Origin of the sequence: Algoriphagus taiwanensis (assembly GCF_036245645.1) — a bacterium.
Lineage (GTDB): Bacteria > Bacteroidota > Bacteroidia > Cytophagales > Cyclobacteriaceae > Algoriphagus > Algoriphagus taiwanensis.
The window spans coordinates 50793-73290 of record NZ_BTPE01000015.1; the positions used below are offsets into that span (position 1 = coordinate 50793).

Here is a 22498-nt window from a genome sequence, read left to right on the forward strand (position 1 = left end):
AAGGAAAATATTTTTCTGGATTTTATCAAAACTATAAATCGGAACAAAATTTTGGATTCGTACGCTTTTCCTTGTATTTCAAAAATATAGGTTTTGAAATTTGTCAAATAATGGAATTAAATTTTGAAAAAAATCAAATTGAATATCTTTTAATCTTGCATATATCGATTTGGAAAGAATTAAATATTGTAAGTCTGGGAAATGGGTTTTAATATTGTTGCGTGATTCTCAACAGAAGCATTCACTCAACAAAAAAACTATGTACCCACTGGTCGTCCTGCTAAGCTTTATTATTCTCATCGGATTTTCGAAGTGAGGCACTAGACCATATCTAATACAGCATATAAAATCTAAAGTGCCTCACGCCAATGAGGCACTTTTTTATTACTCAAACCTATGACCCAGAACCGCCTGAAAAAGTACAGTTGGGAAATCAGTGACAATGACGAGCATCCGGCAGGCAAGGCCATGTTGTATGCTACGGGATTGTCAGATAAAAAAATGAAGCAGCCCTTTGTAGGGATAGCGAGCTGCGGATACGAGAGTAACCCCTGCAACATGCACCTCAATGACTTCGCCGGTCTGATCAAGTCCTCCTCGCAGGAATACGATCTGACCGGTTTGGTTTTTAATACCATTGGTATATCCGACGGTACGTCTATGGGCACTTTGGGGATGCGCTATTCCTTGGTTTCCAGAGAAATCATAGCAGACTCGATAGAATCATTTATTCTAGGACATTCTTTTGATGCTTGCGTCGCTGTAGCTGGTTGTGATAAGAATATGCCCGGTGCGATTATCGGAATGCTCCGAATCAATCGACCCGCAATCATGGTCTACGGAGGCACAATTGCCTCAGGACTATACAAAGGAGAAAAGTTGAATATCGTTTCCGCTTTTGAGGCCTTTGGAAAGAGGATTCAAGGTACGATATCCGATGAGGATTACGATGGAGTCATCCGAAACGCTTGTCCCGGTGCCGGGGCCTGCGGAGGGATGTATACTGCCAATACCATGTCTTCTGCAATTGAAGCCATGGGGATGTCCTTGCCTTATTCCGCATCTTATCCTGCCAACTCTCCGGAAAAGCTGAGAGAATGCAGAGAGGTCAATAAATACATCCAAATCCTTTTGGAAAAAGACCTGAAGCCTAAAGATATCATCACCCGAAAAAGCATTGAAAATGCCGTTCGAGTGGTCATTGCTTTAGGAGGTAGCACCAATGCAGTCCTTCATACCTTGGCTATTGCCCGGACTGCCGGAGTGGATTTCACTCTTCAGGATTTCAAAGACTTGAATGCAAAAACTCCCCTGATCGGAGACTTCAAGCCTTCCGGTAAATTTTTGATGGAAGACCTGCACGAGCAGGGAGGATTGCCTGCCTTCATGAAGTATTTCCTGGACAAAGGATTCCTCCATGGGGATTGCATGACTGTCACCGGAAAGACTTTGGCAGAAAATCTGGAAAAAGTAGATGCGATTGTCCCCTCCAAGGTCAATGTCATCCATCCGGTAGAATCTCCTATCAAGGAGACAGGACACCTTTGCATCCTTTCAGGTAATCTGGCTCCAGAGGGAGCTGTGGCCAAAATTACCGGGAAAGAAGGCCGATTATTTACCGGGCCGGCCAAAGTGTTTGATTCCGAATTGGAAGCAAATAATGCGATTCGGGATCATGTGGTCAAAGCAGGCGATGTGGTTGTCATTCGAAATGTAGGGCCAAAAGGAGCTCCCGGAATGCCGGAAATGCTCAAGCCTACCTCCATGATTATCGGAGCAGGATTGGGTGCAGATGTAGCTCTGATTACCGATGGTAGATTTTCAGGAGGTACTCACGGCTTTGTAGTGGGGCATGTCACTCCGGAAGCCTGGTGCGGTGGACCAATTGGTTTGCTCAGGGATGGGGATTTGGTCACCATTGACACGGACAATCAATCCTTGTCCGTGGAAGTAAGCGATGCAGAATTTGCAGAAAGAAAGAAAACATGGTCTCCCAAGCCCATCGACGGACTTCAGGGAACCCTCAAAAAATACAATAAACTCGTAGCAACCGCTTCCGAGGGTTGCGTTACCGACAAATTCTAAAGCCTATGAAGGACTTGATAAGAGGTGCGGACATTGTAGTACGCTCATTGATTGCCGAGCAAGCTGAGCTGATTTTTGGATATCCCGGTGGAGCTATCATGCCGGTTTATGATGCTCTGTATGATTATCATGATCAGATCAAGCACGTCTTGACCCGTCATGAGCAGGGAGCAATTCATGCAGCCCAGGGGTATGCAAGAGTATCTGGAAAAGTTGGTGTCTGCCTTGCCACCTCAGGCCCGGGTGCTACTAATTTGATTACTGGACTCGCCGATGCACAGATTGACAGTACGCCGCTTGTGTGCATCACAGGTCAGGTTGCTGCTCACCTTTTGGGAACTGATGCTTTCCAGGAGACGGATGTAGTCGGGATTTCTATGCCGGGCACCAAATGGAATATTCAGGTAAGAAGAGTGGAAGACATTGCTCCTGCCATTGCCAAAGGCTTCTACATCGCTCGATCTGGAAGACCCGGTCCGGTTTTGATTGACATCACCAAAAATGCCCAAGTAGACTTTGGGGAATTCAACTATACGCCTTGCCTCGGGTTTAGATCCTATAAGACTCATCATCCTGTTGACCTTTCATCCATTCAGCAGGCTGCAGATTTGATCAATCAAGCTGAAAGACCCTATTTGCTTTTTGGTCAGGGAGTGGTTTTGGGTAAAGCAGAGGCAGAATTGAAGTTTTTCTTGGACAAATCAGGAATCCCGGCCGCCTCGACTCTTTTGGGTTCAGGAGCACTTTCAGAGGAGCACCCGAATTTCGTTGGGAAGTTGGGGATGCATGGCAATTATGCGCCCAACCTATTGACCAATCAATGTGACGTATTGATAGCTGTCGGGATGCGCTTCGATGACCGGGTCACAGGAGATTTGAAGCGCTATGCCAAGCAGGCCAAAGTGATTCATTTGGAACTTGACCCTGCAGAAATCAACAAGAATGTAAAAGCTACTGTGGCTGTGCAGGGGGATTGCAGGGAGAGTTTGGCTATGCTGACTGATTCTATTCAGGCAAAAAAGCATGGAGATTGGATGGCCAAATTCCGTGAATTGGAGCAATTGGAAAAATCTTCCGTAGTCCAGCATGACCTGACTCCTACCAAAACAGGATTGACTATGGGTGAGGTAATCCATCAGATTAACCAATACAAGGCAGATGATGCCGTTTTGGTCACCGATGTGGGACAGCATCAGATGATTGCCTGGAGATATTTCAATTACAAAAAACCGAGAACTCAAGTCACCTCAGGAGGATTGGGTACCATGGGATTTGCACTGCCTGCCGCCTTGGGGGCGCAGCTTCATGATTATTCCCGCCAAGTAATCTGTGTAGCAGGTGATGGAGGTATTCAGATGACCATTCAGGAATTGGGAACAATCAAGCAGACCAAAGCTCCTGTGAAGATCGTTTTGCTCAATAACAACTACCTCGGAATGGTCCGTCAGTGGCAGCAGATGTTTTTCGATAAGCGGTACTCCTTCACTGAATTGGACAATCCTGACTTTGTGAAGCTTTCGGAGGCCTACGGAATCAAGGCTCAAAAAGTAGTGGAGCGAGGAGATCTCAAAGAAGCAATTGAGGATATGCTGATTCACGATGGTCCTTATTTCCTTGAAGTGGTTGTGGAAAAAGAAGATAACGTATTTCCGATGATCGCTACCGGATGCTCGGTAGAAGAGGTCAGACTCAGCTAATCCCCTCGCTATGAAACGCTATACCATTTTCGTCATCACAGAGAATTTCATCGGGATACTCAACCGAATCACGATCATTTTCACCCGAAGGGGAATCAATATTGATGCTTTGACAGCTTCGGAAAGCCGGATTTCCGGAATTCACCGGATTACTATAGAAGTGACTGTAAGTGAGGAAACCGTGATTCATCTGGTCAATCAGATCGAAAAAATCATCGATGTGATCAAGGCCTTTTATCATGAAGACTCCGGGGTGGTCTATCAGGAGATTGCTCTTTACAAAATACCGGTTACCCGATTGGATTCAGGTTTAGAGAAAATCATCCGTCAGCACAATGCCAAAATCATTGCAGCAGAGCCGGAGTTTGTCGTTCTCGAACTCACCGGACACAAGGAGCAAACCCAAGAACTCTTGGAAATCCTGAAAAGCTATGGTTTGCTGGAGTTTGCCCGATCAGGAAGAGTAGCAGTGGCCAGGAGAATGCTAACTATAGATACGCTATTGAAATAAGTATAACCTATTGAATATCAAATTGTAAATAAATCCAAGACTGTGAAATTGAGCCTGTCGATCTACTTCAATCGCTAGATTGATTTAAAACTAGGTGAGATTCCATATAGCCTTTAAAATCAAACCATACACTTATGAAATTGAAATTTGGAAACGTTGAAGAAAACGTAGTAACCCGAGAAGAATTCCCTTTGGAAAAAGCCAGAGAAGTTCTCAAAGATGAAGTAATCGCAGTCATCGGCTACGGTGTACAGGGTCCAGGTCAGGCACTAAACCTGAAGGACAACGGATTCAACGTAATTGTGGGCCAAAGAAGCGGCTCCAAAACTTGGGACAAAGCCATTGCAGATGGTTGGGTTCCCGGTGAGACTCTATTTGAAATTGAAGAAGCCTGTGAAAAAGGAACTATCATTCAATTCCTTCTTTCTGATGCAGGTCAGATTGCTCTTTGGCCAACCGTAAAAAAACACCTGACTCCGGGAAAAGCACTTTATTTTTCTCATGGTTTTGGAGTGACCTATAAGGAGAAAACAGGAATTATTCCTCCTGCTGATGTGGATGTGATCTTGGTGGCACCAAAAGGATCCGGTACTTCATTGAGAAGAATGTTTGTGGAGGGCAGAGGATTGAACTCATCTTATGCGATTTACCAGGATGCCACGGGCAAAGCAAAAGACCGCGTAGTAGCCTTGGGTATTGGCGTAGGATCAGGATACTTGTTTGAAACGGATTTTTATCGTGAAGTGACTTCTGACCTTACTGGTGAGAGAGGAACATTGATGGGAGCCATTCAGGGAATTTTTGCTGCACAGTACGAAGTGTTGAGAGCCAATGGACATACCCCATCTGAAGCATTTAATGAGACCGTGGAAGAACTGACTCAATCCTTGATGCCTTTAGTAGCTGAAAATGGTATGGACTGGATGTACGCCAACTGTTCCACTACCGCTCAGCGGGGAGCTTTGGACTGGTGGAAGCCTTTCCGTGATGCGACCAAGCCGGTTTTCGAGGCGCTTTATGATTCAGTAAAGACAGGTAAGGAAGCCCAGAAATCCATCGATTCCAACTCCAAAGCCGATTACAGAGAAAAGCTGGAGGCTGAATTGAAAGAATTACGTGAGTCTGAAATGTGGCAGGCCGGAGCGGTCGTCCGTCAGTTGAGACCAGAGAATAATTAAAAACCCAAACCCGAAAGATTATGAGTGACAAGCTGTGGATATTCGATACGACCCTGCGTGACGGGGAGCAAGTGCCCGGGTGCCAGCTCAATACCCAGGAAAAGATCATTGTGGCCAAGGCTCTGGAAGAGCTTGGCGTGGATATTATCGAGGCGGGATTTCCGATTTCCAGTCCGGGAGATTTCAATTCCGTGCAGGAGATTTCAAAAGCCGTTTCCAATCCAATCATTTGTGCCCTTTCCCGAGCTGTAGAAAAGGACATCGAAGTAGCCGCCGCGGCACTCAAGTATGCCAAAAAAGGCCGAATCCATACGGGAATTGGAGTGTCTCCTTATCACATCCAGTACAAGCTGCGCTCTACTCCTGATGAAATCATCCGTCGGGGTGTGGCGGCGGTGAAGTTCGCCAAGCGTTTTGTGGAAGATGTGGAGTTTTATGCCGAGGATGCCGGGCGCTCTGAGCCGGACTTTCTCTTCAAAATCATCGAGGAAGTAATCAAAGCCGGAGCTACAGTAGTCAATATTCCGGATACGACGGGGTATACTCTTCCCGAACAGTACGGTGCCATCATTGCAGGCTTGAAAAATAATGTGCCGAACATTGATAAGGCAATCATTGCGACCCACTGCCACAATGACCTCGGTATGGCGACTGCCAATACCGTGGCCGGAGTTCAAAACGGAGCCCGTCAGGTCGAAGTGACTATCAACGGAATCGGTGAACGGGCAGGAAATACTTCGATGGAAGAAGTGGTCATGGCTATCAAATGCCATAAATCCATTCCAGTTCACACGGACATTGTTACTCAGAAGATTTACCAGACCAGCCGCTTGGTGTCCAAGCTGATGAATATGCCGGTGCAGCCCAACAAGGCAATCGTTGGTAGAAATGCCTTTGCGCACTCTTCCGGAATTCACCAAGATGGGGTACTCAAGCACCGAGAGAACTACGAAATCATCGACCCGAAAGAAGTTGGGGTGGAGGAATCATCCATCGTTTTGACTGCTCGGTCTGGAAGGGCTGCTTTGAAGCATCATTTGGATGCTTTGGGAGTCGAGCTGGAAGGAGAAGAGCTGAGAGAGGTCTATGAAGCATTCTTGGTTTTGGCTGATTCCAAGCGAGATATTGGTAGAAAAGACCTCTTGGAGCTTGTTGGAAAGTACATGGACGAGTCCAACTTTATTGAATTGGAGAATGTGAGTTATTCCTCGAATGGTTCGGTAAAGGCAGAAGTTCACCTGAAAATCGGTAATGAAAAACACGTGGCCTCTTCTTCTGGAGTGGGCCCTGTAGACGCCGTATTGAAAGCCATTGAGAAAATCGTAAAACCTCAGGTGGATTTGGAAGAATTTCTTATTCAGGCAATTACTCACGGTTCAGATGATGTGGCCAAAGTCCACATGCGCCTAATCAAATCCGAAAAACCTTATTACGGCTTTGCTTCCAATCAAGACATTGTCTTGGCTTCTGCTCAAGCCTTTGTCGATGCACTCAACAAAATACCAGTCAAAGAATACGCGACTGCTTAATTATGGAAAAGACAACATTATTTGATAAAATCTGGGATTCACATGTCGTGAAATCTGTTCCCGCAGGACCGGATGTATTCTTCATCGATAAGCATTTTATCCATGAAGTGACTTCCCCTGTCGCTTTTCTCAATTTGGAGAAAAGAGGCATCGGCGTGAAATATCCTCACCGTACGATCGCCACCCCTGACCACAACGTGCCTACGGTCGATCAGGATCAAACGATCAAGGACAAGCTTTCCCGAATGCAGGTGGAAAAGCTTCGAGAAAACTGTAAAAAGTACGGGATCGAATTGCATGACTTGGGCTCGGCTCATCATGGAATCGTTCACGTGATCGGTCCTGAATTGGGGGTGACCCAACCGGGAATGACGATCGTTTGTGGGGATTCACATACCTCTACCCATGGAGCTTTCGGGGCGATTGCCTTTGGTATCGGTACTTCTGAGGTGGAAATGGTTCTTGCCACCCAATGCATTATGCAATCCAAACCCAAGAAAATGCGGATTTCCGTAGAAGGAGAGCTTGGAAAAGGCGTGACTTCCAAAGACATCATTCTATACATCATTTCCAAAATTTCTGCAGCGGGTGCTACGGGCTATTTCGTGGAATATGCGGGTTCGGCGATCCGAAATCTGTCCATGGAAGCCCGAATGACCATCTGCAACATGTCCATCGAAATGGGTGCTCGTGGAGGGTTGATTGCTCCTGACGAAACGACTTTTACTTTCCTTAATGGAAAACAATACGCACCACATGGTGCAGATTGGGATAAAGCAGTGGCTTATTGGAAAACACTTAAAACCGACGAGGGAGCTGTTTTCGACAAAGAACTGGTCTTTGATGCAGCGGATATCGAGCCGATGATCACTTACGGTACCAATCCCGGAATGGGTATCAAGGTGGTGGAAAACATTCCAACTACCGAAGGAATGGAAGGCTCCAACAAAACTTCCTATTTGAAATCCTTGGAATACATGGGCTTCCAGCCGGGCGAACCTGTCAAGGGAAAGCAAGTGGACTACGTATTCGTGGGATCATGTACCAATGGCCGAATCGAAGACATCCGAGCTGTTGCCAACTTTGTCAAAGGCAAGAAAAAGGCAGACAACATCACCGCCTGGATTGTGCCGGGTTCCAGAGAAGTGGAAAAACTGGCCCATGAAGAAGGTTTGGTAAAAATCTTGGAAGAGGCTGGCTTCGAACTACGACAGCCAGGCTGTTCCGCATGTCTGGCTATGAATGACGACAAGATTCCTGCCGGGAAATATGCGGTTTCTACTTCCAATCGAAACTTCGAAGGCCGTCAGGGTCCCGGAGCGAGAACCATGCTGGCTTCTCCTTTGACCGTGGCAGCAGTTGCCGTCACCGGACGAATCACCGACCCAAGGGAAGTATTCAACAATTAAGAAATCTGAAATCAGAAGGCTGAAATGGGATGATTGAATAGTGCTTGGCAACTCAGGAATCAATAAAATCTTAATTGATCGTTGGGGGCTAGCTAATCTTTCAATTTTCCAGTTTTCCAATCTTCCAATCTGAAAAAACATGGCTTACGATAAATTCACCATACTCCGAGATACGGCAGTCCCGCTTCCTACCGAAAACGTGGATACTGACCAAATCATCCCTGCCCGATTCCTGAAAGCTACTGAGCGGGAGGGCTTTGGAGACAACCTTTTCCGGGACTGGAGATACGATGTAGAGGGAAATCCGAAGAAGGATTTTGTCCTAAATAATCCAACCTACTCTGGTAAAATTCTGGTAGCTGGTAAGAACTTCGGTTCAGGTTCCAGCCGGGAACATGCCGTTTGGGCGATTTACGATTATGGATTCCGCTGTGTGGTTTCCAGCTTTTTCGCAGATATCTTCAAAAACAACTGCCTCAATATCGGCGTGCTTCCTGTGACTGTTTCTCCTGAGTTCGCGGATAAATTATTCGCAGCCATTGAGGCTGATCCTAAAACCGAAATCGAGGTCAATCTGCCTGCACAAAAAATCACTTTGCTTTCCACCGGTGAGTCGGAGACTTTCGATATCAACGAATACAAGAAAGGAAACATGCAGAATGGATTTGATGACATCGATTACTTGCTAAACATGTCTACCGAAATCGAGTCTTTTGCGGCATCCAGATAAAGAAAAAATGGAGGCAAATAGAAATCATGCAGCCCAACCCTCCAAGGGTTCTGAACCCTTGGAGGGTTTGAAAGGGCGACGTATCGAAATCATGGATACCACACTGAGGGATGGAGAACAGACCTCGGGGGTTTCCTTTTTGCCTTCCGAAAAGCTTCAGATCGCCAAATTGCTGCTAGAGGAACTCAAAGTAGATCGTATTGAGGTGGCTTCGGCTAGGGTTTCCGAAGGAGAATTGGAAGGGGTTCAGAAAATCACCCAATGGGCGAGTCAAAAAGGCTATTTAGATCGCGTGGAGGTTTTGGGATTTGTGGATACACCGGTTTCTGTGGATTGGATTTTGGAGGCAGGCGCAAAAGTGCTCAACCTGCTGACCAAAGGATCCATGAATCATTTGGTTCATCAATTGAAGAAAACACCCGAGCAGCACTTCTCCGATATTCAAAAAAGCATCGCTTATGCCCAAGAAAAAGGGGTAGAAGTGAATGTTTACCTGGAAGACTGGTCTAACGGAATGCGGAATTCCAAGGAATACACGCTGAGCTTGATTGACTTTCTGGCCCATCAGCCCGTCAGAAGAATTATGCTTCCCGATACCTTGGGCTTGCTTAATCCCGATGAAGTCCGAGTCTATTTCGATGAAATAGCGGCTTTGCACCCGGAGGTTCATTTTGATTTCCATGCGCACAATGATTACGACCTTTCTGTCGCCAATGTGATGGAAGCGGTTTTGCAAGGGGCTTCTGGAATTCATACGACCGTGAATGGTTTGGGTGAAAGAGCAGGAAATGCTCCTTTGGAATCGGTTGTAGCAGTGATCAAAGACTTCACAGATTTGGAAATCGGTATTCAGGAGCAAAAGATTTTCCGGGTTTCCAAGCTGGTAGAGCAGTTTTCAGGACAGCATATCCCCGCCAATAAACCTGTGGTGGGAGAAAATGTCTTCACCCAAACGGCCGGAATCCATGCAGACGGGGACAATAAGAAAAATCTTTATTTCAACGATCTGATGCCGGAGAGATTCGGTCGTCAGCGGAAATATGCTTTGGGAAAGACCTCCGGCAAAGCAAATATTCTCAAGAATCTGGAGGAGTTGGGGATTTCTCTGGAAAAAGAAGAACTATCCAAAGTCACCCAACGAATTATAGAATTGGGAGACAAAAAGGAGCGAGTTACGACTGAAGATTTGCCTTACATCATTTCCGATGTCCTACAAAACAACTCCATTGCCAAAACGATCAGCATCGAAGGCTACCACATGACTCATTCCAAGGGGTTGAAACCTACCGTGCAGCTTCGGATGAATATCCAAGGGAAGTTTTACGATGAAAGCGCCACAGGAGATGGGCAGTATGATTCCTTCATGCGGGCTTTGAAAAAGATTTACAAGTCTTTAGGTAAAGAGCTTCCTTTGCTGACAGATTACCATGTTTCGATTCCTCCGGGAGGAAAAACAGATGCCTTTGTGGAAACGGTAATTACCTGGGACTATGGGAAAATCTTTAAAACCAAGGGACTTGACCCTGACCAGACGGTAGCGGCGATGATGGCTACCGAAAAAATGCTCAACATCATCGAAAACATGAATTACCAACCCAAAAAAGAAGAATCCACCTATTATGGAAATGAATATCGCGCTATTGCCGGGTGACGGCATCGGTCCTGAGGTTATCGCTCAGGCAGTCAAAGTAGTCAATGCCATCGGGAAAAAGTTTGGTCACAACATATCTTATAAAGAAGGATTGGTCGGTGCCTGCGCCATCGATGCCACCGGAGATCCTTATCCGGATGCCACCCATGAGATTTGTGCAGGTTCTGACGCAGTTCTTTTTGGTGCGATCGGAGATCCGAAATACGACAACGACCCTAAAGCCAAGGTACGTCCTGAGCAAGGTTTGCTTAGAATGAGACAAAAACTCGGTCTTTTCGCCAACGTACGACCAACCTTTACTTTTCCTTCTTTGGTTCACAAGTCACCTTTGAAATTGGATCGAGTAGACGGAGTGGACTTTGTGTTCTTCCGTGAATTGACCGGTGGGGTTTATTTCGGCGAACCGAGAGGTCGAAATGAGCAAGGCACCAAAGCCTTCGATACTAACGTGTACAGCAAGGAAGAGATCGTTCGTTTGGCGAGAATGGGTTTTGAAGCTGCTCAGGGTAGAAGAAAACTCCTGACCTGCGTGGACAAAGCAAATGTGATGGCAACTTCGAGATTGTGGAGAGAAACGGTTCAGGAACTCGCGCCTGAGTATCCGGATGTGAAAGTGGAATACGAATTTGTTGATGCCGTAGCCATGCGACTGATCCAATGGCCAAAAGCCTATGACGTTTTGATTACTGAAAACCTGTTTGGTGATATTTTGACTGACGAGGCTTCCGTGATTTCCGGTTCAATGGGCTTGATGCCATCTGCTTCTTTGGGTTCCAAAGTGAAGCTTTTCGAACCGATTCACGGGTCTTATCCTCAAGCTGCCGGAAAGGATATCGCCAATCCATTGGCAACGGTACTGTCTGCCGCCATGATGTTTGACTATGCCTTTGGATTGAAAGCCGAAGCTCAGGCGATTAGCGACGTGGTCAATCTGTCACTGGCAGAAGGCTATGTCACCGAAGATATTGCCGATGGCGGAAAAGCCTACAAAACCTCTGAAGTCGGAGATTGGTTGGCGGCGAAGATTTTGGGCTAATATTCCAAGTCATAAAATGAAGAAACCACCTCAGGAATGGGGTGGTTTTTTATTCATAGGAGGAAGAATTCCGTTGAATGAATTAAATTCAAAAAACTTTCAAATCATGGAAAATTCGGTTCTCAAAGAAAAGCTTCATCATTTGGTCGATTCTGCTGACACCAAATTATTGGAGATTTTGTATTCGGTGGCCAGTGAATTTCATCAAACAGCTGATGATCTAACTCCTGAACAGCTAGCAGAACTGAAAAGAAGATTGGACTTGTTCGATGCTGGCAAGATGTTTTTTAGCACTTGGGATGAAATGATTTCAAAAATTGAAAATGAGTAATGTCTTGGTCTATTAGCTATTCCAGTCAGGCCCAAGCAGATGTTCGAGTAGCGTTCAGGTATTACAAAGAAATCAGTGAATCTCTGGGGAAGTATTTTTTGAGTGAGCTGAAGCATGCCTAAAAAGCCATACTTAATGCGCCTGAGGGATTTCAAGTAAGATTTTTTGATCGAGTCAGAGCATATCCACTTAAAAAATTCCTCTTTTTGGTTCTTTTTGTAGTAGTTGAAAAATCCGTTTATGTGGTGGCGGTTTTTAATACTAATCAGAACCCTGAGCTTATGGAGTCGAGATTGAAATCTGATTAACTGATTGTAAAGTTTTTGGGATAAAATTTCCCTTATAGACGATGAAACCACCTCAGGAATGGGGTGGTTTCTTTACTATTTCATATCTCTATATCGTTCGAAGAATTTCATATCGGGGTCATAAATTGTCTTAGGAATTACTCCTAATTCCTTTTTTTCAAACATTTCTACAAGCTTAGTGCCATCAATCAATTCTAGTTTAATATTTGCTTTTTCAATTTCATGTGCAGCTTTGGCAAAATTTCCAGTGGTAATAATTAGTCCTTTTTCAACACTCCTTTTATTTGTCTCCATTACTCCAATAAAAGCTTGAACTTTTTCAGTGGGAACTGTACCCTGAAATCTTTTGCACTGAAAAAATACGCTAAGACTTACAAATGGATTTAGTTTTAAAGTGGCGTATCCGTCAATACCCCCATCATTTGACCTTTGGGTAATTTCAATATTTTCAAAATCATATTCCTTTAATAAGCGACCACAAAGATGCTCAAACCCTATAGGGGAGATGCTTTGTAGTACCTCGATTAAAGAGGGTTTAACCACAGATTGACCTTCTTCTGGTTCGGTAGTTTCAATTGCTGTTTCAATCTTGTTTTTTTCCTGCTCCAGGGAATCTTTATTTTGTCTTAAATCTTGAAATATTTTGACCCACTTAAGAAAAATATCATAGGATTCAGACTCATTTAATTTTGTTTTCCAGCCAATCTCAGATAAGGCCCATATTCCATGTTTAGAAGAATCCATTAGTCCCTCCCAAACTAGATATTGCCTTGCCCATGCAATTTGATTTGGAAATTTAAGTTGGCCTGACTTTTCGTATTTTTCATTTAATACTTCCTCAGGAAGATTATAATTTTCCCCAATCCATTCTGAGATCTCCCTAGGTTTTGCCGAGCCTCCCAAAGCTCGAAGGGCCTCTAAAACTGGCCCAAAATATTTAATAAACTCAGCTTTGCTATTTTTTTTCTTTGCCATTTTTTAAAATTCCTTCTAATTGAAAAAGCAATTCTTCAAGGTCACTCTCTATGATTGACCAGACTATTTCGTAATCGATTCCAAAATATTCATGAACGATTCGATTTCGAAATCCGCGTAGTTTTTTCCATTCGATTTGAGGATTCTCAAGTTTGAAATCTTCATCAATTCGGATCGATGCTTCTCCAATTACTTCAAAGTTCCTGACTACTGCATCGATAGTTTTATCATCTCTTAAAAAATCGTCATAGGTTAGTCCATTTGTATAATTCAAAATTTTCCCAGCAGATTCCCTCATGTCTTGAAGTAGCAAATCGATATCTCTTCTAGACATAAATCAAATCCTCTTTTATCCTTTCAAAATATCGCTCTTTGATTCCTTTTTTGGAGACTAAATCGACTTTGATTCCAAGGATTTCCTCCAGTTCATCTGCTAATTCAATAAACTCGGAACCTACCCGGCTATGAAACTCTACCATCAAATCAAGGTCGCTTGTTGGCTTTTGTTCATTGCGAGCATAAGAACCAAAAATTGCCAAGTCCTTTATCGGGTACTTTTCAAAAAGCTCCTTTTTGTGGTCTTCTAATTTGGCTTTGATTTCTTTGAAGGTATCCATGTTACAATTTTAAGAGTTTTTCAACAGAAAGGTCCTCATCAATCAGTGGCCAATGAATTCCATAGCCTGAAGGTGAGAATTTATACAAATTACGTTCAGCCTCGGTTGCCTCCAATAGCTTTGCCGAAACTCGCTTTAAATCTATCACTTCCTTAAGACCGTTCTTCAGAATGATCAAATTATTGCCTTCAAACTGGATAGTAACCATCTACTAATTACTTTTTACAATTTACCCTTCGACTCCGCTCAGGGTAACAAACCCGAAGCCTCACCAACTCAACAATTCAACAATTAACCCTTAACCATTAACACTCAACTCCCCTAATCCCTCGCCGGATTGATCATGATATGCGCTCGGTGCGTTCCCGGATCCATAATCCACGGCAAGCCCGGTCCGGCAGGCTTCAGTGGTAGTCCGGTGCTTTCAGCAGTAGCCCAGGGGATATAGACCACTGAGCGGGTATAGGTGTTTTTAGCTTCACCTGTGACCCAATTCACATCTGAATGTTCTGCTGTCAGTGCATTTAAAAGGCTTCCCTGATCAGGAAGTTTGAGTTTGCCGGCTTTGGATTCAGCTTCCCGGATATTGAAAATCTCCTGGGCATTTTTCCCTTCTTTGCGAAGCGCCCATCCTCTTTCCATAAAAGGCTGAGAATTGACATGATAGCAAGAAACAGAAAGTCCTTCTCGATTAGGGTCATCCCCCAAACAAACGGTTTGATTCGTCCCTTTCCGCAGTAAAGTCCCATCAAAAGCATAAACGGTGGCTCCAGCCCGCTGATCTTCTGGTGCAGCTAATACGGCCAGTTTGATCTGGATTTCTTTGGAAGGTACAGTTTGGGAAAAGCTTATTCCACTAATTAGGAGTAAGCAAAAGAAAGGTAGAAGTTTCATGGCTGTGGTGTTTTGGGTTTTACCCAAGTTACCAAGATCAGCTGGCATATGAAACCCATGTTTCCTTATGGGGATGGATAACCAAGCCTAGTCTCTTTTTTTTAGCCTAAATAGACAACTTAGCCATCCCATTTCGCTTTTGTTCCGCCTTATTCCATTACCTCCAAAACCAATGACAGGTCATCCTCATACACCACTTTTGTCTTGAGAGGAATCCCGTGATACTCCAAGCGATCAAGAGCGGCTGCCACGACATCATTTGGATGAAGAGGGTGTGTCTCTTGGGTTATCACCAAGTAATCCGCATAAATCATCGGTTCCTGAAGGCTATGCTGAAAATCAGGGCTAAAATGGCCCACCCAACTCGCTTCTTTGGGCAGTTTGCTTAGATGGGGGAAAAAGATTGCATCGTCAGCAAGAATCCTTGTTTTTCCTTTCTCAGCAAGAAAATTATTGATCGATTCTACACTCTTCCTTTCGGCAGATTCTACCGGTGGATGGAAGAGGGCTTCGAAAAACCTTCTCTCATGAATTGCAACCGAATAGTTGAAATAAAGAAACTCCAAAATCAACGTAACCAAGGCAATGAGTACGCTCACAATCCTAAAGCTTCCAGAAGGGGTTTCTTTGGCACTGAAGAGGATCCCGGCCATACCAGCACCGGACAGCATACCAAGCAGTTGAAGGTTTAGGTTTAGGATTTTTTCACCTGCAGCCTCGGAAATCACGTATCCCAAAGCCAAAAATGCAATCATTGGCAAGGCTGTGCTTTTTCCTTTTCTGAAGAAAAGATATAGGAGAGGTGCTGATAGGCATATAATCAACAACAAAAAGTAAAGATTTCCCAAGGAGAAGATTTTCCAATCCAAACTGTCGGATACATGCAAAGGTGTTTTTCCGCTGTAGCTGTTCCAGAAATCTGCAAGGCTGGTTTCATAGTAAAATACTCTTCCTCCAAAAACCTCATTGATCAGGTGAAAAATGCCATATCCCGATAGGGGTATAAATACCACAAGCAGAATTGAAGAGAAAAAGCCGGTGAAAAACTTTCTTCTCTGAGAGTCATTGCTGAATATGATGGAGGCTTTGGCGTAGAAATTTCCCCGAATTCCCTTGGCCTTGTAGAAGGAAATAAAGAAAAAGATCGGAATCAGCAGAATCAACAGCTTGAGAAAACTTCTGTCCAAAAGAAGAAAGACGCCGAGAAGAATACTCAAGGAAGCAAGGTGAAAGACGGAATAGTCTCGGATATAGCCCAGTATGAGCCAGAAAAACAGAAAATAAAAAGTAAGGTAAAGCGCAAAGCTACTTCCGCTGCTTCCTGCATACCATATGACCGGACTAAACAAAAGGTAAATCAGGGATGCCCAAGACCCTGAACGTCTTTCCCAGGCACTTTTAAACAAAAACACCCCTAAAATACCCATAACCAAGGCATTGAGGACATAGGTGCTTTGAATATCGGGAATCCAACTCAAAGCCAGACTTCCCAAAAACAACAAGGCGGGTTCTGTAAAATAGAAGGTTCGGAAAAAGCTGAAATCGTACCGAAACAGCTGATCTATTTTGTAATCAATAAAATAGGCTTCCAAGTGATAAAATCCCTTCGTTCTCAAGAAATAGCCCATTGCCAGATATACTCCTGACAAGACCAAAACCGAAAGAATAGAAACAATGAGCTTGCTTTTCATGCCACAGAGCTTTTGGTGGATTTAGTCAGTCCATGATTGGTCTTTTCCCAATAGAAGGGCTTGGTGACCAACTGTATGAGCCCTTTGTAGGCAGAGATGGAGTGCATAAGCCAATAAAAAGGGTTGACCAAAGCATAAAGAATCAGCGTGTAGGACCTTCTTCTGAAGACAGCCATCATATTGACATAGATCATCATCAGGTTTCCGATTACAAAGTTGAAAATCGAAATCACAACCAGCCAGTTGGGGAAGAAAACACTCACCGAATCCAGAAGGGACTTACTCACAGGAAGGTCATTCCAGAATACCAAATAATCCAAAAGTCCAGAATGAAGGAATAGGATAAACAGTAAAAACAAGAGAAGTACCGGATAGACCAAGAAAGTGAAAAAAGTACCTCCTATAAAGAACTGAAAAGCCATGAATCCCTTCAATCCCACCTTTTTATAGAGCTTAACCGGATGCCTCATGTGGACAAGGAAGGTCTGCATATACCCCTTGATCCAGCGGGAGCGCTGTCTGATCCAGTTGAAAAAGTCATTGTTGGCTTCCTCGAGAGTGGTCGAATCCAAAACAGTGACTTTGTAGGACTTGGCATAAGCTCTCAGTCCCAAATCAGCGTCTTCGGTCACGTTGAATCCATCCCAGCCTCCCAGTTCCATCAGTCGGTCAAATCGGAAGTGATTGCTCGTCCCTCCCAAAGGGATCGGCACATCCAAGCTATCCAATCCGGGAAGCATGTAATCAAACCAATAGGAGTACTCCAGGGTAAATAGCCGAGTAAGAAGATTTTCCTTCTTGTTGAAGTAATTCAGGGCACATTGCACAACCACATATTCGTCTGACAGCTTTTGAAAAAGGCTGTAGACGAGCTTTAGCTGCTTGCTGTCCGGGATATCCTCCGCATCGTAAATGGTCAGATATTTCCCCTTACTGAAATATAAGCCGTAGTTACAGGCTTTGGGCTTAGTCTTTGGCATGGCAGGCGGGACTACCACAGGCTCAAAGATGCAAGGGAAATTCATGTTCTTCACCGCCTCATAGGTCATGGAGTCGTCTGACTCAATGAGCAGTTTGACATCCAGTTTTTCGAGTGGATAATCGATACTTCTGAGGTTCCAGACCAATTTGTGAATCACTTCCGACTCCCGGAATACCGGCAAGAGAATGGTATAAAAGGGCAATTCTTCATCTTTTACCTTAGCCAATTCAGCCTTGGATATTTTTTGCGAAGTCTCCATCCTCGAGCCATAGAGCGTCAAGAGAAACTTGAAACCTATAGCACAAAAGAGCAGGAAGTTCAAGATCAAATTGATCGTAACCGAGGTTCCTACCGGGAAAAAGAAAAAGCACAATATCCCCAAGCCCATCAGGACTCCGATGGCAGTCAATTGGCTTTTGGTAAACGTCTCGATGGCACAGCTCTCCCTGTCCTGATCGTAAATCCGGAATACGGCCTGATCGAGATAGTCCAGCCCGTAGGTGGTGTGCAACGCCTTCAATACATCCAAATCCTCCGCCACCTCATATCGGGTTACTTTCTGTTGGAGAAGTTGCTCGATTTGGTTGATATTGATCGCGTCGGAAGGGTCAGAAAGAATTATTTCCAGCCTGTCCTCATCTTGATAAAGCGGGAAAATCAAGGAGTTTAAAAATAAAGGCAGGTTCTTCTGCACTAGTTCGGCCTTGGGAATAGGGCTCAGAGATGGGAAGTCAAAGGTGTAAAGCTCGACTCCTTCCTGTTGAAGAGATTCTTTCCATGCTCTTCTGCTCAGAAAGCCATAATTCAATGCAATGCAGAGAAAGCTCTTGCCCAGTTGCTTTTCCAGACGCTCGATCTGCTCTATGCTCTTACCGCTTAAGTTGGCGTGCTCTTGGAAGAGGGATTTTCTGTAAAATTCTCTGTTGCTCATTTTTTGAATTTGATTACGGAGAAAAACTGAAAACCTCTCCCGATCCCGGAGTTCTTATTGTATATATCGTGGAAAAGACCCCCATAAATAGCGAAGTCAGGGGTGAATTCATACCCCAGATTAATGGCCGCCTTCACCATCCCAAAATCAGAAACCAATTGAAGGTTGTTTTCAAAAAACTCAGCATTGGTACTGTTTGAAAAGATGCAATCCAACTCGCCCAAGGCAACCAGCTTTTTTGCGAATCGATAACCTTCCGAGGCATACACCCTCAGCTGAAGAGGATCATCCGGGAAAAAATACCTCAATCCTGCTTCTACTTTGTGGAAGTTATTGGTATCTCCGATCCATGCCGCATTTCCATACAGCATCACTCTTGCCTCCATACCCAATCGGTCAAATCCTGCATAAGGAAGATTATTGTTTTGGTAGGCAGGGATAAACGCGGTCACCGAGGCCAAAAGATAACTTCGCTCCAATTGCTTGAGATGAAATCTCAGACCCAATTCCAAATCACCCAAATCGGTGTTTTTTTGAGTCTCATTGGCATCTTTATATTGGTTGAAGAACAGAGGCACCGTGCCGAAAAGATTGATTTTGTATCCCTTGATGGGAAAACTGAAATAAAGTCTCGGATTGTAGTTTTGAAAAAGGCCATCTTGCTCAAACGGTATCTTATTCCCTGATTTGTCACGGTAAAAATCCGCCTGATACCGGCTTACGAAAGGAGAAATCAAAGCTTCTCCCCGGTCTTGTTGCCATGGGTTTTGGGCTGAACTTTGGGAAACAAGGCCTCCCCAAAGCAAGCCAAGGATCAAAAATTGTTTAAGTTCTCGCATCTTCAATAGATTTTTTGGCATGTTGGGATTTGATATAAATGTATCGGAGCAAAAGGAAAAGCCCTGCCAACAATAGCAGGGTAATGTAGATCCTATAGCCCATCCAGAATTGCTCAAATTGGTCTTTTTTGCCCGCACTCAGTCCAAGTGGCTCTTTCAATCGGATATCAAAAAAGTAATAGTGCTTGGCATCTGCCAGAAGGATATTTCCTGTATTCGAAATGAACTCGTCTTCGAGTCCGTCCACGGCTTCTTTCATCGCATCACCTCCAAGAGGGTCATTGACGATGAATAGCATTTTTTGTTCCCTTAGATCCAGGAGCTCCATGCTGCTCAGAGCAACGTTTTCATGACGCTGAAAAAATCGGCTCAGCTCATCAGACTGATACTCTCTTCCTTGCTCGGTATACCGGAGTTTACTTTGACCTTCGACCAAAGAGGCATAGGCTTGGGGAGTTTGAGTGATCAGGATCAAATTATCCTCAGTGTCGATGATGGCCCCGGGCTTTTCCAGCCTGATTATTTCAGGGAGATAGAAGGGATAAGATTTATTGGGCCTGTCGTTGATGAGAAGAATGAGGTCAGCTAAGGCTCCCAACTCAGAAGGAGACAAGTCATAGTCCTGCAGAATCCGGATTGGTTTTCCTTCCATGTTTTTTGGAAAAGAAGAGAAGGTCATCGGAAACTCATTTCGAAAAGAGGGGGAAATCAGACTGTTTTCCGACTCTATTTCAACTGCCACCGAAGATAAGGATGCCCTTTCATTCCCTTGAATTAGCTCAAGGGAAAGGTAGGACCCGACCGAAAGAGGGATGGCAGGAATAGTAAATTCAACAGAATACTTCCCTTCTTCTTTCACTTGGAAGCTCCGGATAAGGTTGTTGTTTGCCAAAAAGTTGAGATATGCTTCAGTCCCATCCGGATTGGACACATTGAATTGAAGACTTACTTTCCAGTTTTTGTAAAACCCCTTGGTTAAATAAGTTGGCAAGGTTTTGTTAAAAAGCGTGTTGCCTTCACCAATGGAAAAGGTGGGTATATCGAGTTCACTAAAGGTATAGCTCTTTTTCCATTCATAGTCAAAGGCTTCCCTGCTGATAGTTTTTCCCGGTATTTCCCAACCCATTTGCTCGATAAAATCCGAGGCTTGGAAGGGGCCACCACCTTGGTAAAAGTAATGCACTCTCTGCGCCGAGTCGTCTTCTGCTTTTAGGAAAAGCCATTTTCCTTCAGAGGCAAAAGGAATGAATTTCCTGTTTTCCAAAAGGGAATCTTTTGGGAATGATTCTCCAATCAGCACCATCGCTTGGTTAGTCTCCTGAAGAGCTTCCTCCCAGGACAGCAGAGAAACAGGTTTGGACGTAGTTCTACTTGATAAGCTGAGCTGCAGGAGTTCTTGAGGGTATTTTTGTGTCCAAGAATCCGGGACTCCCAGGGCATCAAATTCCTTCGGTATGGATGGACGCCGAATGCCTAAAGTATCTGTAAGTGTGTCGCCCCTTTGGGTTAGGAGCGATGGGGACCCAAATACCCAATGAGGAAGCAGGAAAAGTAATATTCCCGTGAAGAGGCATAAACTAAAGGACTTCTTCATGTCAGGACTGATTTTTCTCGGCTATAGCAGCCTGCTCAAACTCCAATTTGAAAATCACCCCATCTTCTATTCCTGTCTGGTATTTGAAGTACCCGCCCATCTGCTCTGTCATGCTTTTGGCAATCTGCAAACCCAAACCCTGAGGTGCTGAAAAACTGGAAGTAAACTGAAAGGAATCCAGGGGTTTGAAAATATAATTCAACTCCCTTGCTGATATTTTGGCAGAGGGGGCAGAAAGCTGGATTCGGATTTGCGAATCAGCCTGCTCTCCACTGACCAAAATCAAGCTGTCGGGTTTTGACCATAGAATTAGATAATTGAGCAGGTTGACCAAGATATTGTTAAAAATCAGTGCATCTACATAGATAAAAAGTGGACTTTCTCCACCAATCCAGTTGAGCTCCTGAGCACTTTGATCCAGCTTGGGTTCGAGTTCGTTTTTGATCTTTTTGAAGGAGGACAAAACATTGACCCGGGTTTTTGAAATCCGAAGCGCAGTAGGCTGATCTTGATCACGGGAAAAGATATTGTCTGAAAACCGAAGAAGATCATTGCTGACCTCGTTCAAAAGCTGAATGTAACTTTTGCTTTCTTCAGGATCAGTAGATTCCAAAATGATCTGAGAGAGACCGATGATGTTGTTTACTTTGTTTTTAAGATCGTGTCGGAGGATTTTTTCTTTTTGATTTTCGATTTTCTTGATTTCCAACACCTCCGCATGTTTGATTTGAAGATCTTGAAGGTCTTTGGCTTGGGTTTTTAAGATTTGCTCTCTCTTTAGGTCTCTATCCAGGTTGAGTGCATAATTTTTCTTTCGAGAATCAGGGATAAAAGAGGTCAGGACTAGGGTGAAAAAGAACACGTATCCTCCCATTGGAAAAAGTTCATAGAAGCCTTCCCATTCAAAGAAATAGGAGAAGCCAAAGAAAAGCGCAATCGAAAGCAAAACCAGGCTTAAGCTAAATGCCCCTCTCCAGACTACCAGATAATTAATTCCTCCTACCACCAATGTCGCCAAAAGAAAATATAGGGTAATCAGGTAGCCGGAGACTTGGTAGACCATGAAAAAGCAATAGCCTAAAAACAAGCAAGCCATAACCAAAATCATCAGGGAAGGAGATGCGATCTTTCTCCGAAGTAATCCATACCCGCCAAAACCGATGAAAAGGATAACAGCCTTATAAAAGAGGGTGGTTTGGTAATAATTTTTTACAAGAAAGAATTCCAGGACAAAAAGCCCCAAAGTAAGACTGATAATACTCCAATACACATAGTTGGAGATGTCCCAATATTTTTTTTCTAACCTGGAAGAGACTTCCAAGTAATCAGGGGATAGGTGAGCAGACATGGTGATGAGCTATGGATGGACAATTAAAGTTATTAGTATTTTTGAACTCCCAAACGTTAAATCACTAACAAATCCATCAATTTTGAGTCCTAAATTCCCAAAATCCTCAAATCTACGCCGCTTTTACGCAGTGTGTTTTAGTTTTTGGCTATGCTTGGGACT

21 protein-coding genes are annotated in these 22498 nt (G+C 44.1%); 11 read left to right on the top strand and 10 right to left on the bottom strand.

Going from position 1 to position 22498, the window contains the following annotated elements; translation table 11 throughout:
• Window positions 1–396 precede the first annotated feature (396 nt).
• From ilvD to AAA938_RS17550, 11 genes are all read left to right on the top strand, one after another.
• Complete coding sequence (gene ilvD, locus AAA938_RS17500) at window positions 397–2085, top strand: dihydroxy-acid dehydratase (RefSeq protein ID WP_338230054.1); 1689 nt, start codon at window positions 397–399, stop codon at window positions 2083–2085.
• A 5-nt stretch (window positions 2086–2090) separates the two neighbouring features.
• On the top strand, window positions 2091–3782 hold the full coding sequence (gene ilvB / locus AAA938_RS17505) for a biosynthetic-type acetolactate synthase large subunit (protein WP_338230055.1): 1692 nt from the start codon (window positions 2091–2093) through the stop codon (window positions 3780–3782).
• 10 nt (window positions 3783–3792) lie between these two features.
• Window positions 3793–4293 carry an acetolactate synthase small subunit gene (ilvN, locus tag AAA938_RS17510; protein ID WP_338230056.1) on the top strand — a complete coding sequence of 167 codons (501 nt, stop codon included), beginning with the start codon at window positions 3793–3795 and terminating at the stop codon, window positions 4291–4293.
• 134 nt (window positions 4294–4427) lie between these two features.
• Window positions 4428–5471, top strand: a complete 1044-nt coding sequence (gene ilvC, locus AAA938_RS17515; protein WP_338230057.1) for a ketol-acid reductoisomerase — start codon at window positions 4428–4430, stop codon at window positions 5469–5471.
• A 20-nt stretch (window positions 5472–5491) separates the two neighbouring features.
• Window positions 5492–7000, top strand: a complete 1509-nt coding sequence (locus tag AAA938_RS17520; protein WP_338230058.1) for a 2-isopropylmalate synthase — start codon at window positions 5492–5494, stop codon at window positions 6998–7000.
• A gap of 2 nt (window positions 7001–7002) precedes the next feature.
• Entirely contained in the window at window positions 7003–8409 is a 1407-nt protein-coding gene (leuC, locus tag AAA938_RS17525) for a 3-isopropylmalate dehydratase large subunit (RefSeq protein ID WP_338230059.1), read from the top strand.
• A gap of 139 nt (window positions 8410–8548) precedes the next feature.
• Window positions 8549–9139, top strand: a complete 591-nt coding sequence (leuD, locus tag AAA938_RS17530; RefSeq protein ID WP_338230060.1) for a 3-isopropylmalate dehydratase small subunit — start codon at window positions 8549–8551, stop codon at window positions 9137–9139.
• Window positions 9140–9230: 91 nt separating this feature from the next.
• A complete protein-coding gene (locus AAA938_RS17535) occupies window positions 9231–10790 on the top strand; it encodes an alpha-isopropylmalate synthase regulatory domain-containing protein (protein WP_338230094.1) in 1560 nt (519 codons plus the stop codon).
• Complete coding sequence (gene leuB, locus AAA938_RS17540; RefSeq protein WP_338230061.1) at window positions 10759–11826, top strand: 3-isopropylmalate dehydrogenase; 1068 nt, start codon at window positions 10759–10761, stop codon at window positions 11824–11826. Before AAA938_RS17535 ends, leuB begins: the two co-directional genes overlap by 32 nt.
• A 106-nt stretch (window positions 11827–11932) precedes the next feature.
• Window positions 11933–12157: an addiction module protein gene (locus tag AAA938_RS17545; protein WP_338230062.1), complete on the top strand. Its 225-nt coding sequence runs from the start codon at window positions 11933–11935 to the stop codon at window positions 12155–12157.
• Window positions 12157–12279 carry a hypothetical protein gene (locus tag AAA938_RS17550; RefSeq protein WP_338230063.1) on the top strand — a complete coding sequence of 41 codons (123 nt, stop codon included), beginning with the start codon at window positions 12157–12159 and terminating at the stop codon, window positions 12277–12279. Before AAA938_RS17545 ends, AAA938_RS17550 begins: the two co-directional genes overlap by 1 nt.
• A gap of 261 nt (window positions 12280–12540) precedes the next feature.
• Here the strand turns inward: AAA938_RS17550 and AAA938_RS17555 are convergent, their stop codons facing one another.
• From AAA938_RS17555 to AAA938_RS17595, 10 genes are all read right to left on the bottom strand, one after another.
• Window positions 12541–13440 (bottom strand): restriction endonuclease, encoded by a 900-nt coding sequence (locus tag AAA938_RS17555; protein WP_338230064.1) that lies wholly within the window; start codon window positions 13438–13440, stop codon window positions 12541–12543.
• Window positions 13421–13774 (bottom strand): HepT-like ribonuclease domain-containing protein, encoded by a 354-nt coding sequence (locus tag AAA938_RS17560; RefSeq protein WP_338230065.1) that lies wholly within the window; start codon window positions 13772–13774, stop codon window positions 13421–13423. The genes AAA938_RS17555 and AAA938_RS17560 overlap by 20 nt, the downstream gene beginning before the upstream one ends.
• Window positions 13767–14057: a nucleotidyltransferase family protein gene (locus tag AAA938_RS17565; protein ID WP_338230066.1), complete on the bottom strand. Its 291-nt coding sequence runs from the start codon at window positions 14055–14057 to the stop codon at window positions 13767–13769. The genes AAA938_RS17560 and AAA938_RS17565 overlap by 8 nt, the downstream gene beginning before the upstream one ends.
• A gap of 1 nt (window position 14058) precedes the next feature.
• Window positions 14059–14265 carry a DUF2442 domain-containing protein gene (locus AAA938_RS20315; protein WP_420915750.1) on the bottom strand — a complete coding sequence of 69 codons (207 nt, stop codon included), beginning with the start codon at window positions 14263–14265 and terminating at the stop codon, window positions 14059–14061.
• A gap of 113 nt (window positions 14266–14378) precedes the next feature.
• Entirely contained in the window at window positions 14379–14951 is a 573-nt protein-coding gene (locus AAA938_RS17570) for a hypothetical protein (protein ID WP_338230067.1), read from the bottom strand.
• Between the two features lie 149 nt (window positions 14952–15100).
• A complete protein-coding gene (locus AAA938_RS17575) occupies window positions 15101–16642 on the bottom strand; it encodes a hypothetical protein (RefSeq protein WP_338230068.1) in 1542 nt (513 codons plus the stop codon).
• Entirely contained in the window at window positions 16639–18555 is a 1917-nt protein-coding gene (locus tag AAA938_RS17580; RefSeq protein ID WP_338230069.1) for a glycosyltransferase family 2 protein, read from the bottom strand. Before AAA938_RS17580 ends, AAA938_RS17575 begins: the two co-directional genes overlap by 4 nt.
• Window positions 18552–19394, bottom strand: a complete 843-nt coding sequence (locus AAA938_RS17585; protein WP_338230070.1) for a hypothetical protein — start codon at window positions 19392–19394, stop codon at window positions 18552–18554. Before AAA938_RS17585 ends, AAA938_RS17580 begins: the two co-directional genes overlap by 4 nt.
• Window positions 19381–20988, bottom strand: coding sequence for a hypothetical protein (locus AAA938_RS17590; protein WP_338230071.1), 1608 nt, complete (start codon window positions 20986–20988; stop codon window positions 19381–19383). The genes AAA938_RS17585 and AAA938_RS17590 overlap by 14 nt, the downstream gene beginning before the upstream one ends.
• Before the next feature lies 1 nt (window position 20989).
• Window positions 20990–22336, bottom strand: coding sequence for a sensor histidine kinase (locus tag AAA938_RS17595; RefSeq protein WP_338230072.1), 1347 nt, complete (start codon window positions 22334–22336; stop codon window positions 20990–20992).
• Window positions 22337–22498 lie beyond the last annotated feature (162 nt).

Bases quoted from the DNA above. Each gene is read 5' to 3' on its own strand.
- ilvD (WP_338230054.1), top strand. From the start codon at position 397: ATGACCCAGAACCGCCTGAAAAAGTACAGTTGGGAAATCAGTGACAAT.
- ilvB (WP_338230055.1), top strand. From the start codon at position 2,091: ATGAAGGACTTGATAAGAGGTGCGGACATTGTAGTACGCTCATTGATT.
- ilvN (WP_338230056.1), top strand. From the start codon at position 3,793: ATGAAACGCTATACCATTTTCGTCATCACAGAGAATTTCATCGGGATA.
- ilvC (WP_338230057.1), top strand. From the start codon at position 4,428: ATGAAATTGAAATTTGGAAACGTTGAAGAAAACGTAGTAACCCGAGAA.
- AAA938_RS17520 (WP_338230058.1), top strand. From the start codon at position 5,492: ATGAGTGACAAGCTGTGGATATTCGATACGACCCTGCGTGACGGGGAG.
- leuC (WP_338230059.1), top strand. From the start codon at position 7,003: ATGGAAAAGACAACATTATTTGATAAAATCTGGGATTCACATGTCGTG.
- leuD (WP_338230060.1), top strand. From the start codon at position 8,549: ATGGCTTACGATAAATTCACCATACTCCGAGATACGGCAGTCCCGCTT.
- AAA938_RS17535 (WP_338230094.1), top strand. From the start codon at position 9,231: ATGGATACCACACTGAGGGATGGAGAACAGACCTCGGGGGTTTCCTTT.
- leuB (WP_338230061.1), top strand. From the start codon at position 10,759: ATGGAAATGAATATCGCGCTATTGCCGGGTGACGGCATCGGTCCTGAG.
- AAA938_RS17545 (WP_338230062.1), top strand. From the start codon at position 11,933: ATGGAAAATTCGGTTCTCAAAGAAAAGCTTCATCATTTGGTCGATTCT.
- AAA938_RS17550 (WP_338230063.1), top strand. From the start codon at position 12,157: ATGTCTTGGTCTATTAGCTATTCCAGTCAGGCCCAAGCAGATGTTCGA.
- AAA938_RS17555 (WP_338230064.1), bottom strand. From the start codon at position 13,440: ATGGCAAAGAAAAAAAATAGCAAAGCTGAGTTTATTAAATATTTTGGG.
- AAA938_RS17560 (WP_338230065.1), bottom strand. From the start codon at position 13,774: ATGTCTAGAAGAGATATCGATTTGCTACTTCAAGACATGAGGGAATCT.
- AAA938_RS17565 (WP_338230066.1), bottom strand. From the start codon at position 14,057: ATGGATACCTTCAAAGAAATCAAAGCCAAATTAGAAGACCACAAAAAG.
- AAA938_RS20315 (WP_420915750.1), bottom strand. From the start codon at position 14,265: ATGGTTACTATCCAGTTTGAAGGCAATAATTTGATCATTCTGAAGAAC.
- AAA938_RS17570 (WP_338230067.1), bottom strand. From the start codon at position 14,951: ATGAAACTTCTACCTTTCTTTTGCTTACTCCTAATTAGTGGAATAAGC.
- AAA938_RS17575 (WP_338230068.1), bottom strand. From the start codon at position 16,642: ATGAAAAGCAAGCTCATTGTTTCTATTCTTTCGGTTTTGGTCTTGTCA.
- AAA938_RS17580 (WP_338230069.1), bottom strand. From the start codon at position 18,555: ATGAGCAACAGAGAATTTTACAGAAAATCCCTCTTCCAAGAGCACGCC.
- AAA938_RS17585 (WP_338230070.1), bottom strand. From the start codon at position 19,394: ATGCGAGAACTTAAACAATTTTTGATCCTTGGCTTGCTTTGGGGAGGC.
- AAA938_RS17590 (WP_338230071.1), bottom strand. From the start codon at position 20,988: ATGAAGAAGTCCTTTAGTTTATGCCTCTTCACGGGAATATTACTTTTC.
- AAA938_RS17595 (WP_338230072.1), bottom strand. From the start codon at position 22,336: ATGTCTGCTCACCTATCCCCTGATTACTTGGAAGTCTCTTCCAGGTTA.